13 protein-coding genes and 1 riboswitch are annotated in these 16,504 nt (G+C 40.8%); of the genes, 4 read left to right on the top strand and 9 right to left on the bottom strand.

The genetic code is table 11. The features are described 5' to 3' along the window. Positions 1–370: 370 nt before the first annotated feature. Both odhB and BM095_RS02310 read right to left on the bottom strand, forming a co-directional pair. A complete protein-coding gene (odhB, locus tag BM095_RS02315; protein ID WP_091656848.1) occupies positions 371–1,645 on the bottom strand; it encodes a 2-oxoglutarate dehydrogenase complex dihydrolipoyllysine-residue succinyltransferase in 1,275 nt (424 codons plus the stop codon). A 14-nt stretch (positions 1,646–1,659) separates the two neighbouring features. Then, positions 1,660–4,497 carry a 2-oxoglutarate dehydrogenase E1 component gene (locus BM095_RS02310; RefSeq protein WP_091656845.1) on the bottom strand — a complete coding sequence of 946 codons (2,838 nt, stop codon included), beginning with the start codon at positions 4,495–4,497 and terminating at the stop codon, positions 1,660–1,662. Positions 4,498–4,912: 415 nt separating this feature from the next. Here BM095_RS02310 and BM095_RS02305 point away from each other — a divergent pair, with 415 nt between their 5' ends. Both BM095_RS02305 and BM095_RS02300 read left to right on the top strand, forming a co-directional pair. Beyond that, positions 4,913–5,689, top strand: coding sequence for an HAD family hydrolase (locus BM095_RS02305; protein WP_091656842.1), 777 nt, complete (start codon positions 4,913–4,915; stop codon positions 5,687–5,689). Between the two features lie 532 nt (positions 5,690–6,221). Continuing rightward, positions 6,222–7,553: a YjiH family protein gene (locus tag BM095_RS02300; RefSeq protein ID WP_091656840.1), complete on the top strand. Its 1,332-nt coding sequence runs from the start codon at positions 6,222–6,224 to the stop codon at positions 7,551–7,553. 53 nt (positions 7,554–7,606) lie between these two features. On the opposite strand, the gene BM095_RS02295 is transcribed toward BM095_RS02300, so the two are convergent. From BM095_RS02295 to BM095_RS02275, 5 genes are all read right to left on the bottom strand, one after another. Further along, on the bottom strand, positions 7,607–7,918 hold the full coding sequence (locus BM095_RS02295; RefSeq protein ID WP_091656837.1) for a hypothetical protein: 312 nt from the start codon (positions 7,916–7,918) through the stop codon (positions 7,607–7,609). A gap of 334 nt (positions 7,919–8,252) precedes the next feature. After that, positions 8,253–8,945, bottom strand: a complete 693-nt coding sequence (locus BM095_RS02290) for a hypothetical protein (protein WP_091656834.1) — start codon at positions 8,943–8,945, stop codon at positions 8,253–8,255. Between the two features lie 408 nt (positions 8,946–9,353). Then, the gene (locus tag BM095_RS02285) at positions 9,354–10,526 is read right to left on the bottom strand and encodes an alpha/beta hydrolase (protein WP_245757776.1); all 1,173 of its coding nucleotides are present in this window, start codon (positions 10,524–10,526) and stop codon (positions 9,354–9,356) included. 389 nt (positions 10,527–10,915) lie between these two features. Further along, the gene (locus tag BM095_RS02280; protein WP_091656832.1) at positions 10,916–11,311 is read right to left on the bottom strand and encodes a type II toxin-antitoxin system PemK/MazF family toxin; all 396 of its coding nucleotides are present in this window, start codon (positions 11,309–11,311) and stop codon (positions 10,916–10,918) included. Between the two features lie 55 nt (positions 11,312–11,366). Next, positions 11,367–11,633 (bottom strand): hypothetical protein, encoded by a 267-nt coding sequence (locus tag BM095_RS02275; RefSeq protein ID WP_091656829.1) that lies wholly within the window; start codon positions 11,631–11,633, stop codon positions 11,367–11,369. Positions 11,634–12,395: 762 nt separating this feature from the next. Beyond that, a riboswitch (Lysine riboswitch) is annotated at positions 12,396–12,579 on the top strand. A 154-nt stretch (positions 12,580–12,733) separates the two neighbouring features. Here BM095_RS02275 and dapA point away from each other — a divergent pair. Then, positions 12,734–13,621: a 4-hydroxy-tetrahydrodipicolinate synthase gene (gene dapA, locus BM095_RS02270; protein WP_091656827.1), complete on the top strand. Its 888-nt coding sequence runs from the start codon at positions 12,734–12,736 to the stop codon at positions 13,619–13,621. A 258-nt stretch (positions 13,622–13,879) separates the two neighbouring features. After that, positions 13,880–14,113, top strand: a complete 234-nt coding sequence (gene yidD / locus BM095_RS02265; RefSeq protein ID WP_091656824.1) for a membrane protein insertion efficiency factor YidD — start codon at positions 13,880–13,882, stop codon at positions 14,111–14,113. Here the strand turns inward: yidD and BM095_RS02260 are convergent. Both BM095_RS02260 and BM095_RS02255 read right to left on the bottom strand, forming a co-directional pair. Beyond that, positions 14,110–15,036, bottom strand: a complete 927-nt coding sequence (locus BM095_RS02260; RefSeq protein ID WP_091656821.1) for a DMT family transporter — start codon at positions 15,034–15,036, stop codon at positions 14,110–14,112. The genes yidD and BM095_RS02260 overlap by 4 nt on opposite strands. 22 nt (positions 15,037–15,058) lie before the next feature. Continuing rightward, positions 15,059–16,420 (bottom strand): TRAP transporter large permease subunit, encoded by a 1,362-nt coding sequence (locus tag BM095_RS02255; RefSeq protein ID WP_091656819.1) that lies wholly within the window; start codon positions 16,418–16,420, stop codon positions 15,059–15,061. Positions 16,421–16,504: the final 84 nt, after the last annotated feature.

Below are 16,504 nucleotides of genomic sequence, written 5' to 3'. Positions count from 1 at the left end.
TTGCTCTACGGGTTGGCTGACTCTACAGGCTCGCTTGCACCACAGGCACAAGGGCGACATCAGTTCAAGCTACGCTGCGCTTGCTTTCACTGTGTCTTCTTAGCCGCGGGCAACGCTTCAACTTCCTCGGCAGCGCACCGCTGCCTGCGGGATTTTCAGCTGTTGCTTCGACGCACACGACGTGCTAGTGTCGGCGTTGGCCACAGGACGTGGCCGTGTTTAGCCGACGTCCCGCAGGCGTCTCACCTGTTCGCCATCAACCTTATTTAAGAAATGGTAGAATTTAATCCTATTCACCCCAATATTTGTTTTAGAACCCAAAAGAAAAAGACTTTCCCCGATAATGTAATCAGGGAAAGCCGTATCTTTTTTATCCTTCGAGTAAGAGGGACTCTGGATCTTCGAGTAATTCTTTCATTTTTACTAAGAAGCTGACAGCCTCTTTGCCGTCTACAATTCTATGGTCATAAGATAGAGCCACATACATCATTGGACGGTTTTCCATTTTTTCTTGGTCGATAGCGACAGGGCGCCATTGTATTTTATGCATCCCAAGAATACCTACTTGAGGGCCGTTAAGAATTGGAGTAGATAATAAAGAACCAAACACACCACCGTTTGTAATAGTAAACGACCCACCTTGCAAGTCGTTCAACGTCAACTTGTTATCGCGAGCTTTTTTGGAAAGATTTACTACTTCCTGTTCCAGCTCTGCAAATGATTTTCTATCTGCATCGCGCACAACGGGCACGACAAGGCCATCATCTGTTGATACTGCCATACCAATGTCATAGAAGTTTTTCTGAATGATTTCGTTACCTTGAATCTCAGCATTGAGATAAGGAAAATGTTTTAACGCTGCAATGACTGCTTTCGTGAAGAAAGACATGAATCCTAGTCGAACATCATGCATTTCTTGGAAAGACTCTTTTCTTCTCTTCCTTACATCCATGACTGCTGTCATGTCAATTTCGTTGAAAGTAGTGAGCATGGCAGACGTTTGTTGTACATCCACTAATTTGTTTGCAATGGTTTGACGACGGCGGGACATACGAATACGTTCCACTGGTTTTCCAGCGAATTCATCCTTAGCTGGTGCAGTGTTTTCTTTTTTCTTTTCCGTCGTTTCGTTACTTTTTGCGGCTGCTTTATTGCTCTCATAATTTTCTACGTCTTCTTTTCTGACACGGCCTAACGGATCTCTAACCGGTACTTCTGTAAGGTCGATGCCTTTTTCTCTTGCCAGCTTTCTCGCAGCAGGGGAAGCTACCGGACGTTGAGCGGTGGATTCTTCCTCGTCCTTCTCTGCTGGCTCTGCTTTTTCTTCAGGTTCTGACTCTTGTTTTTGCTCTTTTTGTTCGGGCTTTTCTTTTTCTTCAGCCGGAGCTTCTGTGGATCCGCCACCTTCACCACTTTCATCAACTACAGCAATAACCTCTCCAACTTCAACTGTGTCTCCCGGCTCTTTCAACAATTCTTTGATCGTTCCAGATTCCTCTGAGGCAATTTCTACGTTAACTTTATCTGTTTCAAGTTCAGCTATATTTTCCCCTTTTTCGACCTGTTCACCTGGTTGCTTCAGCCACTCTGCAATAGTTCCCTCGGTAATCGATTCTGCAAGTTCTGGTACTTTTATCTCTGCCATGGAATAAATCCTCCTTATTCTTTCCCTGTAAGTGCTTCGTTAACAATGCGGCTTTGCTCAGCTCTGTGTGTTTTCGGATCCCCTTCTGAAGGACTGGAACGTCTCCGTCTTCCGATATATCTCGTTTTCACACCATCAGGCGCTACTTCGCGAAGCAAAGGCTGGATGTAATGCCACGCTCCCATATTTTGTGGTTCTTCTTGTACCCATTTAAATTCTTTTACATTCTTATATCTGCTGAGAATTTTCTTGATTTCCTTTTCAGGGAATGGATACAGTTCTTCAATCCGTACAATATGGAGCCATTCTGGCGTATTTTCCTCATCTAATGCTTCATGCATATCTATTGCCACTTTACCTGAAGCAAAAATAAGACGCGTTACTTTATCTGCCTCTTTTCCCGTTTTTGGTTCTTCTAACACCGCTTGAAAACGGTTACTAGAAAACTCTTCTGCATGGGATGCTACGTTTTGATTACGCAGTAAGCTCTTCGGCGTCATTAATACGAGAGGTCTGACTTCCTCCGTACCGAGAATTGCTGCTTGACGACGAAGTAAGTGGAAATATTGAGCAGAACTTGTCAAGTTAGCAACATTCCAATTGTTTTCCGCTGCTAGTGATAAGAAGCGTTCCAATCGAGCACTGGAATGTTCCGGACCCTGTCCTTCATAGCCGTGCGGCAGAAGCATAACCATACCAGATTTTTGCCCCCATTTCGCACGCCCGGCAGAGATAAATTGGTCAAATATCACTTGTGCTGCGTTTGCGAAGTCACCGAATTGCGCTTCCCACAATACAAGAGTGTCTTCTGCATGGACATTATACCCGTATTCAAACCCTACAATAGATGCTTCTGACAGTGGACTGTTATGGACTGCGAACGAAGCCTTTGCAGAGGAGAGCATATGGAGTGGAGAATAAATGTCCCCATTATTGTGGTCATGCAGTACGATATGTCGCTGGGCAAACGTTCCTCTTTGAGAATCCTGACCGGTCAGGCGTACCGGAGTACCATCCGAGACAATAGTAGCGAAAGCAAGTGTTTCTGCATGTGCCCAGTCAACTTTCCCATTGTCTTGAAACACATCCGCTCTACGCTCCAAGATCTTTTTCAACTTCGGAAAAACTGTAAACCCATCTGGCCAAGTAATCAATTCTTTGTTTATCTTCTTTAATTCCTCAGCCTCATAGCCTGTCTCCACCTCTGGAAGTCTTTTTTCGACTTCTTCAGGGATTTCTATTTTCTCCGGGCTTTCCGATTTATTCTTGGATACTTTCTCGTACTGCTCTCTAAGCTTTTTGTTTGCTTCTTCTTTCAGTTGTTCTGCTTCTTCGTTCGTTAAGACATTGTCTCCCGCTAACGCTTCTGCATAAATCTTACGAACGGTAGGGTGTTTTCTGATTATCTCATAAAGTTGAGGCTGGGTCGCAGCTGGTTCATCCATTTCATTATGCCCAAACCTTCTATAACCAATTAGATCAATAACAAAATCCTTACTAAAGCGCTTCCTGTACTCGTAAGCTAATTGAATCGCAGCCATACAGGATTCAGGATCATCCGCATTAACGTGGACAATTGGAATTTCATATCCCTTCGCAGGATCACTGGCATAAGTTGTTGACCGGGAATCATGTGTATCTGTCGTAAAGCCAAGTTGGTTATTTGCAATCACATGAAGCGTTCCGCCTGTTTGATATCCTTTAATACGGCTCATGTTCAACGTTTCAGTCACGATGCCCTCGCCAGGAAAAGCTGCATCCCCGTGTATAAGTACAGCAACCGACTTTGAGGTATCCTGTTGAGGAAAACCTGCTTGCGAACGATCCTCTTGTGCCGCACGTGAATAACCTTCAACCACAGGATTAACGAACTCAAGGTGACTTGGGTTGTTTGCAAGCGTAATCCTAGCATCGAAAGACTCTTGTTCTATTTTTTTGTCTGCACCTAGGTGATACTTCACGTCGCCTGTCCAGCCATAATTTATACCGATAGATCCTTCGGAAGGGACAAGTTTTTTATTAGGCGCATGTTGAAACTCAGAAAATATGAGGTCATACGGTTTTCCGAGAACGTGTGCCAGTACACTTAGGCGGCCTCTGTGAGCCATTCCGATCATCACATTTCGCGCCCCATCTTGAATCGATTCTTGCGCGAATTCGTCAAGCATTGGCACTAAGGAATCCAGACCTTCAATCGAAAATCTTTTTTGCCCCACAAATGTTTTGTGTAAAAATTGTTCGAACGTCTCAACGTCTGTCAAACTCTTAAGGAGCTTTCGGCGCTTCTCTTCTGATAAAGAGTTATATAAATTTCCGGATTCCACTTGCCGGTTCAACCAACGATGTTCGTCTACATCATGGACATGATCAAATTCAAAAGCTATCGATTTTGTATACATCTCTTTCAAATGATTGATAGCTTCAAGACCATTCTCAATATGACTTGGCGCATCCGGGCAAATAATATCGACAGGAAGTTGTTTTAAGTCCTCTTCCGTCAATCCATATTCGCTTATTTTTAAAAACGAACTAACATCACTTGGCTCCTGCAGCGGATTCATGTCTGCAGATAAATGTCCGTGAATACGTATATTTTCAGCAAGTTTTACTGCTGCTGCAATTTTATTAACAATAGTGGCATCTGGCTTTGCATCAGTTACCGTTGGGGCAGCTCCATTTATAGGCCTTTCCCTTTCACTCGGCGGACCATATTGATCAAACCACTCTCTAGTTTCTTGGTCTACCGACTCGGGATCTTCTTTATATTGTTCATACAGGTCCATTAAATAACCTAGGTTTGGACCATAAAATTCCTGCCATGGCTCTTCGTGCTTGGCTGAATTACTGCTCATCTGGTTTATACCTCCACCTGCATTGATATTGTCCTGGTTGAAATGTTATGTAACACTTTTCATTTAATCATAATGCTAACCCCTATGCGATGTGATCTACCAATCACTCCCCTCAGCCCTATATGTTAATTGAAATTAATGGAATGTATAAATTCACATTCTATCTTAACACGTTGGAAACGTGTTCTCAAAAAGGGTACTCAAAAAAATGTCGAGTGAAGTCATAGAAGTAATTTCCGGAAATAAATGACGATATTTTTTAGAGTACAAGTGTAAATGTGACAATTATGTGCCTTCTACTGTTATTGTACAACAATTTTAGCATAATTAAAGGGCTTCCATACATTTTCTTTAATGCTTTCCTTATCTTACAGCGTTATAATGTAACTGTTAAATATGAAAGGAGTTGGCGAAATTGAAAGCACTTTTCTTTGATTTAGATGATACTTTACTATGGGATAAAAAAAGTATAAAGGAATCATTGCGCGCAACTTGTTTAGAAGCCGAAGAACAAACAGGCATCCACCACAAAGAGTTAGAAAAAACAGTCCGCGAGGAAGCAGCGTCCTTGTATGCTTCCTATGATACATATGAATTTACTAAATCAATCGGTATTAATCCTTTTGAAGGGTTGTGGGGGGACTTTACGGACGATATAAATATCGGCTTTCGAAAAATGAATGAGATCATTTATGATTACCAAGAGAAAGCGTGGACTCATTCTCTATCAAAACACGGAGTATCTGACTCCCCACTCGGATCAACATTAGCCGAACGTTTTCGTTTTCATAGAAGAAAGCTTCCATTTATCTATGCGGACACGTTTGAAGTTTTGGCAGAACTAAAAGAAAACTACCGCCTCCTGTTATTGACTAATGGAGCTCCATCCCTCCAACAGGAGAAATTGAATATGACTCCCCAACTTGTTCCATTCTTCGAATATATCGTGGTCTCCGGAGCATACGGGATAGGGAAACCAGCACCTTCTATATTTGAACATTGTTTAGACTTAATGCAATTATCTTCAGATGATGCACTGATGATCGGGGATAATTTACATACTGATATTTTGGGCTCTAATCGTGCTGGCATGAAAAACATTTGGATAAACAGAGAAAAGAAGGAACCAAACAAAGACATTCCATTTACTTGGGAAGTACAATCCCTTTCTGAAATTCCTGGCTTATTGTAAACAGAGTTATCTTTACGGGGCTGTTGTCAAACTATATAGATTTTGACACAGCTTCCTTGCTTTCCTATCGCTTTCTTATTTCCATCACAAAGACATAGGTTACATTCTCATACGATTATTACCCTTAAGAAATTTAACAGGAACTCACGATTACTTTCATTTCATTACAACCCCATTTCATCCAAGTATTAACTTCGCCACGCTATTTTTCGTAACCAACCTTACTACCACTATGTCCAACTTCTCCGTCTGCTTTTTTCAATTAATTGCTAAAAGAAGTTCTTAGAAATACAGGGTTAATGTGCCCGGACGATCTTCTAACTTCTGTTATAACTATTTTTTGATTATTATTTATTTAATAATTACGGTACGTGAAATTTCAGTCTCTCTTTTTTCGTGTTTTTCTATTAAAAAGCTTTTATTTTTATTTAAAAGATGTTATTTTTATTCAGTCGAGATTTTATAAAAACCAGTTTTTTATGTACTGTCCATATTAATCACATACATTACTTATTCATTATGAGGTGACAACATGAGTTTTAAAATGTCTACGGAAGGAAGCGTCTTTCGCTTTATTATTCCTTCATTAGTCGGTGTCTTTCTGTTCATGATTCCTCTGTCCATAAATGACGAGATTACGATACCTGTTGCTTGGCTGGCCGGTTGGGTTCAAGGAGCAGCAGGACCTTACTTGCCAGCGATAGCCGTTTTATTTATGTTTATTTCTGCCATAGGTTCCTTCATCGTTAAAATAACAGGATCCTCCTCAAAGTTGGCAATGACTCTTTTCGATGTTTCTTGGTTTTGGGTTATTATACGTTTTGTCGGTTTTGTGATGTCCGCACTCGTTATATTCCAAATCGGTCCGGCAGCTGTTACGTCTGAAGCTACGGGAGGAATGTTGTTATTTGACTTGATTCCTCTTCTTATTACTGTATTTCTATTCGCAGGATTTTTACTGCCTCTCTTATTGAATTTTGGTTTGCTGGAATTTTGCGGGGCGCTATTAACACCTATTATGAGACCTTTATTTACGCTGCCTGGACGCGCGGCCATTGATAGTGCAGCTTCCTGGCTCGGGGATGGAACAATCGGTGTTTTATTAACAAATCAACAATATGAGGAAGGTCATTATTCAAAGCGTGAAGCTGCAGTGATAGGAACGACTTTTTCTGTTGTTTCTATTACTTTCAGCATTGTCATTTTAGCAGAAATGGACTTGATGTCTTATATCCTTCCTTACTATTTTGCCATTGTGGCTGCCGGTTTTGTAGCTGCGATTATAATGCCGCGTATTCCTCCTTTATCAAGGAAAAAAGACGATTACTATACAGGCGACCGCCAATCGGGAGAACAACGTCCTTCTCATATTAATGCCTTTTTATGGGGTGTGAGGCAAGCAACTATGCGAGCTGCAACTACTAGTTTCTCTACACTGGGCAAGGGAGGCCTTAAAAACGTCTTAGACATGTGGATCGGAGTGCTTCCGATTGTTATGGCTTTTGGTACAGGAGCCGTTATCGTTGCGGAAACAACTCCATTCTTTTCTATTATTGGGGCTCCGTTCGTTCCTATTTTAGAGTTGATGCAAGTACCTGAAGCGGTTTCTGCTTCGGAAACGATGCTTATTGGTTTTGCTGACATGTTTCTTCCAGCTATCTTAGGCTCTGGCATCGAAAGTGAGATGACCCGCTTTATTATCGCCGCTTTATCCGTAACCCAGCTAATTTATATGTCTGAAGTGGGTGGTTTACTATTAGCATCAAAAGTACCTGTTCATCTTTTGGATCTTATTTTGATTTTCCTAGAACGCACGGTTATTACGCTTCCTATTATTACTCTCATTGCTCATTTCGTATTTTAAAAAAGCTCTTAAGAACAAAAAAACTGGATGCCGCGCTTGGGCATCCAGTTTTTTTATGCTTCTGTACGCTTCTTCCCGTACCATTCATCCAGCACTTTCGCGTCCATTACTTTGTTTGTAATGAAATTTTGCTGTTGTTCCTTAAAATTCTCCTGCCACGGAACATCCAATTCCTCAGCTAATTTAACGATCGTTAACAGTTCCTGCCAGGCTACATAACGCTTATACCAGAAAAACTGTGGCTGTTCGTTCATATAAGGATATAAATCATCAAACTCGGTGTGCTTACAGTCTATCGTACGTTCGAATTGAGTTTTTGCGTCCTTCAGCTTCTCCTGAAAGAAATCAGGGATGTTCTTTTCCACCTTTATCTCCCTCCCAAAACCGCTTAAAGTCTATCAACTTTATTTATAATTCTATTTTGACACAAATTTCACGAAACGAAAAGTACTTTGCTTTCAATCACAGAAACTTCTAACACATTTATTATGTAAAAAATCCCATAGCGTGAAACTTGTGTTTTGTGTTTACTTACTTCTTGCATGCTTTGTTAAGACGGCATCCAAATGGCAGCGGAAGTGGAAAGGTTCTCACTAAGAAATTACATCCTCTCCATCGACACCCTGATATGACCGTAATGGAGAGGCTTCACACATCCCAATATTTATTTTCAGAATCTAGCCCGAACCTCTGATTTAATCAACCAATACCTTGCATTCTTTTTTCGAGTCGTACCAGTTTATAATCATCCTCGTGCAGTTTCCCAACTGTTTTAACGAGCTTTTTAAGTTTTTTATTCGTATAATCGGAAGCCAGCAATCCTTTGTTGATCAAATATTTATTTAAAAAATCGATACGGCCGCTTTCAAACTTATTATGGTCTTCTACGACTTCCAAATATTTAAGCAATGCCTCTTCGAGCGATTGACCTTCCATAGCAAAGTCTCCGTATCGATCCATATAACGACGATAATTGTTTTCAGACAATTTATTTAAAAGTGCAGATAAAAATTTATTTTCATTACCTCTCCATTTAAATCCTTTCTTTTCAAGCAAACGAATAAAAATAGACAAGTCTGAGTGATAAAAATCTAACGCCAGTCTCATTTCACTGGTCAAACTGAGAGAGATTGGTGTTCTGCCCTGCGAGCGTGCCAAAAGTCTTTGGTAAAGGGAACGCGACACATCAGGATTTAACAAAAATGAAGGATGAATGGTATCTAAATATTTGTCGATTTCATGATGAAGCATCGTGTTCATTTCTTCCTCTTCCTGCATTTTTTTCAATGTTTGAGCACGCGTTTGTTCGGCATATTCCTCTATACGCTGCTGGGTCTCCACCGCCCACTCCGCTCTTTTTTGATTGAATCTTTCTCTCATTGCCTTCAACATTTGAAAGCCTCCCTCCATATCTATATTCTTATATCCTTCTGCCAAGGATATTTTCTTTTTATCTCTAACTCCAAAAAAGAGTTTATCACATCATTATCAAAAAGAAAATAGAGTATTTTAAAGTTTTTCGTACAAATATAGACTTATATTGCTCTTATCTATAATCATTAAGTGTTAGAACGTTAAATAGCTCCTAAGGGTAAATAATCAGTGAATTTCACAGTGTATTTTTTGCTATTAGAATCATTCATTTTCTTATCTAAATAAAGGAGAACCACTGGAAAAGTGTAGTGTCACAAAAAAGAAATGCCCCTCCCTCGCCTGCATTGTTCAACAATTTCTATTGAACCCTGCAAGAGGAAAAGGCATTTCTCTTATCACCGTTTTCCACGTAACCAATTTTCCTTACTACATATCGCCCACGTAATGAAAGGTGCTTTTTCCGACCAAGAAAGCTGCAATCACAAAAGCTTCAGCTTCTTCTTTTACACGGTCCCACCCCGAAGGCGCATGTTTTACTGTAAGCTCATACTCTTCTTGAACAGATACCTTATTGTGCTCCGTCTCTTTTAAAAAGCGAACAGAATCTTGCAACGCAGAATCTCCGCTTTTCATAATTTGATATAATGATATAAATCCATGCATGACTCCGTTATAACGAACGGTTTGAACAGGTACTCCCGCTTCGTGCAATTTTTCTCCGTACAATTCCCCTTCGTCTCGAAGTGGGTCAAATTGAGCAGTAATGATGAGAGCTGGCGGTAGGTCATCCAAGCTTTCCGCTTCCAACGGAGAGGTATAAGGATGCTTCCACATGCTTGCTTCAGGTGTATATGTTTCTCTCGCCTCCATCATGACTTGCCTGGACAAGAAATAATAGCCGCTGTCAAAGGTTGCACGTGATTCAAACGGAGTATCTTGAAATGTTGTTAATGGATAGTATAAAATTTGTGCAAATAATTCCGGGCCGTTCTCATTTCTCGATTTCAATGCGGTCACAGTAGCCAAGTTACCACCTGCACTATCTCCGGCTATCGCTATTTTATCTGGATCTCCTCCGAACTTTTCCGCATTTTCGAAAGCCCAGACTAATGTTTGATAACTGTCATTAACGGCTGAAGGGAAGATATGATCCGGCGCTAAACGATACGATGGACTAATAACGACCGCACCTGTTCTAGCGGCCAGCGTTCGTATAATATTATCGTGTGTATCTACATTTCCGTAACCTTCCATGAAAGCCCCGCCGTGCAAATAGATAAGGACCGGCGCATTTTCCGTATTAGAATAGTGATATATCCGCACTGGTAACTTATTGTTATTAGCGCTTGAGGAAATGAACATATCCTTCTTAACCATTTCGACCCCTGTATTCCCTTTACTAGTCGGTGTTAAAAATTCAGGTATCGCTACGTCTATATCTACCGGTACTAAATTATTATTAACGGCATGTAAAATAACTGCTGTTTTTGAAGGCAGCTTACCGTGAGCGGTTCGCGACCAATCATCCACAGACAAAGCCACTGCAAGACTGAGGATTAACATGACAAGGATACTTATTTTAAATCCTTTTTTCCACACAGCTGTCTCCTCCTGATTGTCTATCTTTCTATGTATATTATATCAAACAAACCAATAGTTTTTGACACTCATTTGACATTTTCACATAATCATAGTCTCTGTCATGCAACAATAGGTACAGAGAAACTTAATGGATGGTTGTAGAAAATATTTCTATTCCCTAAAGGTGCCACTTCAGCAAGTGTAGAGCCATAAGAAAAGCGCAAGCGCTCTGGCTTGCACAGGACGTGCTGACTCTACATTGGCTGGTAACAACGTACTGACTTCTGCGTTGCAACCCCAGCAAATTTTACAGAACCACTATATAAAAAAAGAGACGACCAACATGGCCGTCTCTTTTTTACGTGTGAATATGTATGCAATGATTCATGAAGTTTTTCTACTACATGTTACACTTCTTTTAAGCCGAGACTGATTTCCAGTCCTTCTTTCACTCGTTCCATTGTTTCTTCGTCCAAATGGGTAATCTTGTCTGTAAGTCTCTGCTTGTCAATTGTACGTACTTGCTCAAGCAGTATCACGCTGTCCCGGTCAAATCGGTGCTTCGCCGCATCAATTTCCACATGGGTGGGCAGTTTTGCTTTTTTAATCTGCGCTGTGATAGCAGCTACAATAACGGTAGGGCTGAACCTGTTCCCGATATCATTTTGTATTACAAGAACAGGTCTCACACCGCCTTGCTCTGAACCGACTACCGGTGAAAGATCCGCAAAAAATACATCGCCGCGCTTTACAACTTTTTTGGATTGGTGATGATTGTGATTCGTATCACTCAACTCATCCATTCACCTCCTTCACCGGTTCCGTTAACAGGATATGCCGAAAAGGAGAATTATATTCCTATTCTGCAGCCAAGATTGCTCGTTCCCCTGTCTGCAGAGCTTCTTCTTCCGCTGCAGCAAACTCATTGCTAATCTCTGCATTAATTTGAGCCATCTCCAAATATCCTTGTTTCATCTCATTTCTTAACTCTGCTGATTTTTTTTGTTGAATTTGCTCTTGGAGTGCCTCACGGAATAACATATCCTTTTCTTCTTCTGTAAGGTTCTCGATTTCAGAATAAAGTTCTTCTGGAAGTTCTAATTCGATCTGCTGTACTTGAGACATACCTGGACGGCCCCCCATGCATGGTTAATATCCATCACTCATTATAAATGATTTCCTGACCGAAATAAATCATAAATTAAAATAAATTGTTTTTCCTTCTGTTGATTTTTGTCAATTTGTTTCTCAACCTCTCGAACGTCATCACTTTTTTTCAATCCCACTATCATTAAAAAGTTGAATGCGCTTCCTGATTCTGAACCAAGCAGTACCTCCCCAAACTCAAAAGATGTGCTGTTAACAGGCTTCTAGAAATCGGAGGGCATCTCTCTACTTGGAATATCTTCGACACAAAGCCAGTTTAACCTGCAAAAAATAAACTTTTTTATGGATAATTGAAAGAAAAACTATCTACTAAAATATTTTTCGACACAAAAAGAGACAATGAACATAATGCCATATTGCTATGGTGGTTTTCGATTATACTAAAATGTAGACATGTGTCGTTATTTCGTTAGGTCTGTATCAAAAGATCATACAAAATGACCTTTTGACTGCCTATTTTCAGTTCTATAAGCTTACTTAGTCCCTTTCGTATAAATGGCTCTTCAGGTATGCTTGCACCACGGGCACAAGGGCGACATCAGTTCAAACGACGCTACGCTTGTTTGTTTTTTATTAATGAAATGTTTATCAACCCTTGTTATGTGGAACACCTTTTGTACATCACAAAAAAAATTATTTCGTTTTTCAATTGCATTCTATACTTTTAAGTGATATGGTTAACATTAACAAGAAAAAATATTATCCTACTTCTTAAATAGAAGTGAGGTTAGAGGCGCGAAGACCATGAGTAAGTAATAGGAGGATGAATGAGGTCCGTTGAATATTACTGAAAGGGGAATTTGCCGAAGCATGCAGCTACTCATTAGTTGTAGGCTGGTTCCGTATTGAAGAAATGCGGAACTGTCATATAGCATGTGATGCTATATGGAGGGCTATCTCACGCATAACGGTTCTGCGTATAATCCAGAGCGTTCATGCAGCAATGAGGTCCCTCTCATTGCTGCGTTTTTGCGTTGAGGACTATGCAAAAGGAGAACCGGCCCTCATCCTTTTGAAAAAATATCAGAGAGAGATCTCTTAGCAGAGGGTGATGTAAAATGAATTTCGGAAGAATTAGTACAGCAATGGTAACTCCATTCAATGAGCAGGAAGAAATCGATTATAGTCAAGTGACAAAGCTAGTTAATCATCTCATCGCAAATGGGACTGAGAGTCTCGTGGTTGCTGGTACTACAGGTGAGTCCCCGACTCTATCGAATGAAGAAAAGCTGACGTTATTTGAACATGTTGTAAATATCGTTAACGGTCGTGTTCCTGTTATTGCCGGCACTGGCTGTAACAATACAAGAGCTTCTCTTGAGCTCACAAAACAAGTGGAGAAAATTGGCGTAGATGCTGTAATGCTAGTAACACCTTATTACAACAAACCTTCTCAAGAAGGCATGTTCATGCATTTTAAAACTGTAGCAGAAGCTACCCATCTCCCAGTTATGCTTTATAATATACCAGGACGCAGTGCCGCTGGCCTTACTCCTGAAACAGTTGTTCGTCTCGCTGAAATTGAAAACATTATCGCTGTTAAAGAAGCGAGCGGAGATTTAGAGGCTATGTCATATATTATTGAAAATACGGATGATAACTTCCTCTTATATAGCGGAGACGATAGTCTCACTCTCCCTATTTTATCGATTGGCGGAACAGGAATCGTGTCCGTTGCATCCCATGTAATAGGAAACCGTATGCAAGACATGGTCCAAAGCTTTTTCAACGGCTATCCAGAATATGCAGCTAAGCGACATAGAGAGCTGCTTCCCGTCATGAAAGCAATGTTTATGGCTCCGAACCCTGTTCCTGTAAAAGCAGCTCTTGAAATGGAAGGTATTATCTCTGGTGATGTAAGGCTGCCAATGATCCGTCTGTCCGAGGAAGAAACGAACAGTCTTAGAAGCACACTGAGACCAAAGAAAACTATTTTTGTCAGCTAAATATAAAAGACTTTCTTTTGTGAACGCCCCCACCTCCTTTCTTTCAAGGACGGGGGGCCTTTTCTTCTTACAATAAGGTCCTGAGGAGTATTCGTGAGCTGGTGGACAGCCGTCACGTTGGCTTGTTCTCTTCATGAAAAGTGAAGAATGATACTTTGTGATGGATCTCTAAACCGCTAAAACACTTCTAACAAAAAAGGACTGTTTCTTCTCGATTGGATGAAGAAGCCAGTCCTTTTCTTATGGAGGAATCCCTAAATGAAAAAAATAATTCTAGGGCATATTACATTTTACCGTAAATGGATCTCCCCTCTCACCCCGCCAAGCTGTCGCTTCTATCCTACATGTTCTCAATACGGGTTAGAAGCTGTGGAGAAATTCGGGGTATGGAAAGGAGGGTGGTTGACCATCAAACGAATTTGTAAATGCCATCCCTTCCATCCGGGAGGCGTAGATCCTGTTCCGGAAAAAGATGGGAAAGACCGCCCTTAACTTGCAATCTTTCTATGATGGAACCATTTCTGCTCGACGTACCCTGTTCCTAACAATACGCCGATCACAATGATAATAAACCCAATCCACTGGGCCGCTCCCACATTTTCGTTTAAAAGCACAGCTGAGCTGATTAGCCCAAAAAAAGGGACGAGATTGTTAAATACTGCTGTTTCTCCTGCTCCTATTTTTTGAATGGAGCGATTAAATAATTGATGGCCTAACGCTGTAGCAAAGACAGAAGAACCTAGAAACACGAGCCAAACATATAGAGGCGCTTCAAATACCCTTAAGAATCCCCCAGGTTCCGCCCATACGCTGTACATCCCTATCCCTAGAGCCCCTGCAATAAACATACATCCTGTTAACAATCGGGGCTGCACTGTGTTTGTCGCTTTCTTAATATAAATAAAACTTGCGGCCTGTACGAACATTGCCAGAAATACGATGATATCACCAATAGATAAAGCACCTATGCTGCTTCCAGTCCCTGCTGCATTAATAAAAAATACACCGATAAAACCAAGCAGCACTCCAAACAATCGCCATTTTGTCAATCGATCACCAAGGAACAGTACAGCAAGAATGGAAGTGGTTAAAGGAACTAACGCTAATATTAACGACGTATTCACCGCGGATGTCAGTGTCAGTCCATAAGCAAGCAGCAAGTGATGCGCCGTTACTCCCAGTCCAGCAGCAATAAGCATGTATTTCCATTCTGTGGCCTTGAGCTTTTTCCATTCTCTGTTCCACGTGATAATCACGACGATGACAAGCCCCGCCGCTAGTACGCGCAAAGCTTGCATACTTGCAGGAGGCATATGATCAACAAGCACTTTTAGTGCCACTACATTTAACCCCCATAAGATCATAACCGCTACAACGAAGAAATAATTTAACCACACACTGTCACGATTTATCATCTATATCCCTACTCTTCCTCTTCTACATGAAGGTGTTCATTACGGTGAGAACTCCTGTAAAAATAATTAATAAAACGAGAATAAAAGGTGCGTTATACTTCATGACTTGAAATGGTTTTTCGTTCATTAAGTGGGAAGCCATAAGAACAGACCCGGAAAAAGGAGTAACTTGGGTAGCCAATGTCCACGCGCACAACAGCAATACCCCCATAAAAGCAGATGATACTCCAAACGCTTCAGGTGTTAAAGAACTTCCAATCCCTAATATGATAATGACAGGGTGAATGCCTAAGAGAGCTAACAAAATCACACTGCCAATTAAAAAAAGGATAAATAAGGGGATCATGCCTTGAGACATCGTCCAAATCATGTGCGAGAGCCAATCTCCCGCTTTACTTCTCGACAAGGCCTCTCCGAAAAAACCAGCTGTAATAAATATTCCTATCTCATTATATATACGTGGAAACGAAGTGCGTACATATTCGGATGCCTCTTGTATATAAGAACGGAACTGTCTAATACACAGCGACCATACTAGCGGATAAACCACTGCGAGAATAGATACGACAGTAAGCATATTGACAGGAAGGATTGCTTCGAAAACGAACGAAAATAATAACAAAAGCACAATATATAATACGAATTTATGTAGTGATGATGATGTGGAATCGCTCATAGAATCTGCTGCAACCTGATTTGTGATCACTTCCTCCTCCTTAAAACGTGTCACAGGAAAGAAGCAAAGGACCACTAGTATGTATATCAGTGATATCGCAATCCCATACCCTCCTACTTGACTCCAAGTTAAATCGTAGAGAATTAAAATTAATCCTACATTCACGAAATAAGGAGACCAAAGCATACAAAATCCAAACCCTCTTAAAATCGTCATTCCTAATTTCTTGTTTTCAAAGGATGAAAAACTCTCCGCTCCAATCTTGTAGACGAGCGGCATCGATCCAAGATTTAAAAGCCACCCCATGGACGCTGTTAATAGAAATCCGAGTCGATAGGGGTGTGATTTTTTTCCCCTCTCTCGTTGAAGGAGTGTACGTTGTAAATCCTGTAAATAACCGGCTTCCGACATAAACGTTCCAAATAAAGGAATGAGAACAAACAATGCGATTAAGTTAAGATTTTCTCCGAAACTGAACAAAATTTCTCGTAAGGGGGGCCGATAAAATAAAAAAAGCACACTCCCTACCAACAATAGAAGCGTAACGACTATTTTATTTCCACTTTTCATCCGACGCCACGCAAAAAGAAGCAGTACGACTGCCAAACTACTATATAAAATAGCTAGAAAGTGAGCAGATACAAATACGTTCACCATATATAAAAGGACAGCAACAAATGAAGTTATTCCTAGGTATGTGTCTTTCATTTACTGGTCTTCCCTTCTGTCATTCTCTTCCATCATATCAAATGTGAAAGAAACTGAACAGGTAGAAACACGGATAGCACCACC

The organism is Alteribacillus iranensis (assembly GCF_900113025.1).
In the GTDB taxonomy this organism is placed as follows: Bacteria; Bacillota; Bacilli; order Bacillales; family Marinococcaceae; genus Alteribacillus_A; species Alteribacillus_A iranensis.
The sequence above is the reverse complement of the archived record's forward strand: the minus strand, read 5'-3'. Positions and strand labels throughout refer to the sequence as shown.

Bases quoted from the DNA above. Each gene is read 5' to 3' on its own strand.
- dapA (WP_091656827.1), top strand. From the start codon at position 12,734: ATGAATTTCGGAAGAATTAGTACAGCAATGGTAACTCCATTCAATGAG.
- yidD (WP_091656824.1), top strand. From the start codon at position 13,880: ATGAAAAAAATAATTCTAGGGCATATTACATTTTACCGTAAATGGATC.
- BM095_RS02255 (WP_091656819.1), bottom strand. From the start codon at position 16,420: ATGAAAGACACATACCTAGGAATAACTTCATTTGTTGCTGTCCTTTTA.
- BM095_RS02310 (WP_091656845.1), bottom strand. From the start codon at position 4,497: ATGAGCAGTAATTCAGCCAAGCACGAAGAGCCATGGCAGGAATTTTAT.
- odhB (WP_091656848.1), bottom strand. From the start codon at position 1,645: ATGGCAGAGATAAAAGTACCAGAACTTGCAGAATCGATTACCGAGGGA.
- BM095_RS02280 (WP_091656832.1), bottom strand. From the start codon at position 11,311: ATGGATGAGTTGAGTGATACGAATCACAATCATCACCAATCCAAAAAA.
- BM095_RS02260 (WP_091656821.1), bottom strand. From the start codon at position 15,036: ATGATAAATCGTGACAGTGTGTGGTTAAATTATTTCTTCGTTGTAGCG.
- BM095_RS02275 (WP_091656829.1), bottom strand. From the start codon at position 11,633: ATGTCTCAAGTACAGCAGATCGAATTAGAACTTCCAGAAGAACTTTAT.
- BM095_RS02290 (WP_091656834.1), bottom strand. From the start codon at position 8,945: ATGTTGAAGGCAATGAGAGAAAGATTCAATCAAAAAAGAGCGGAGTGG.
- BM095_RS02300 (WP_091656840.1), top strand. From the start codon at position 6,222: ATGAGTTTTAAAATGTCTACGGAAGGAAGCGTCTTTCGCTTTATTATT.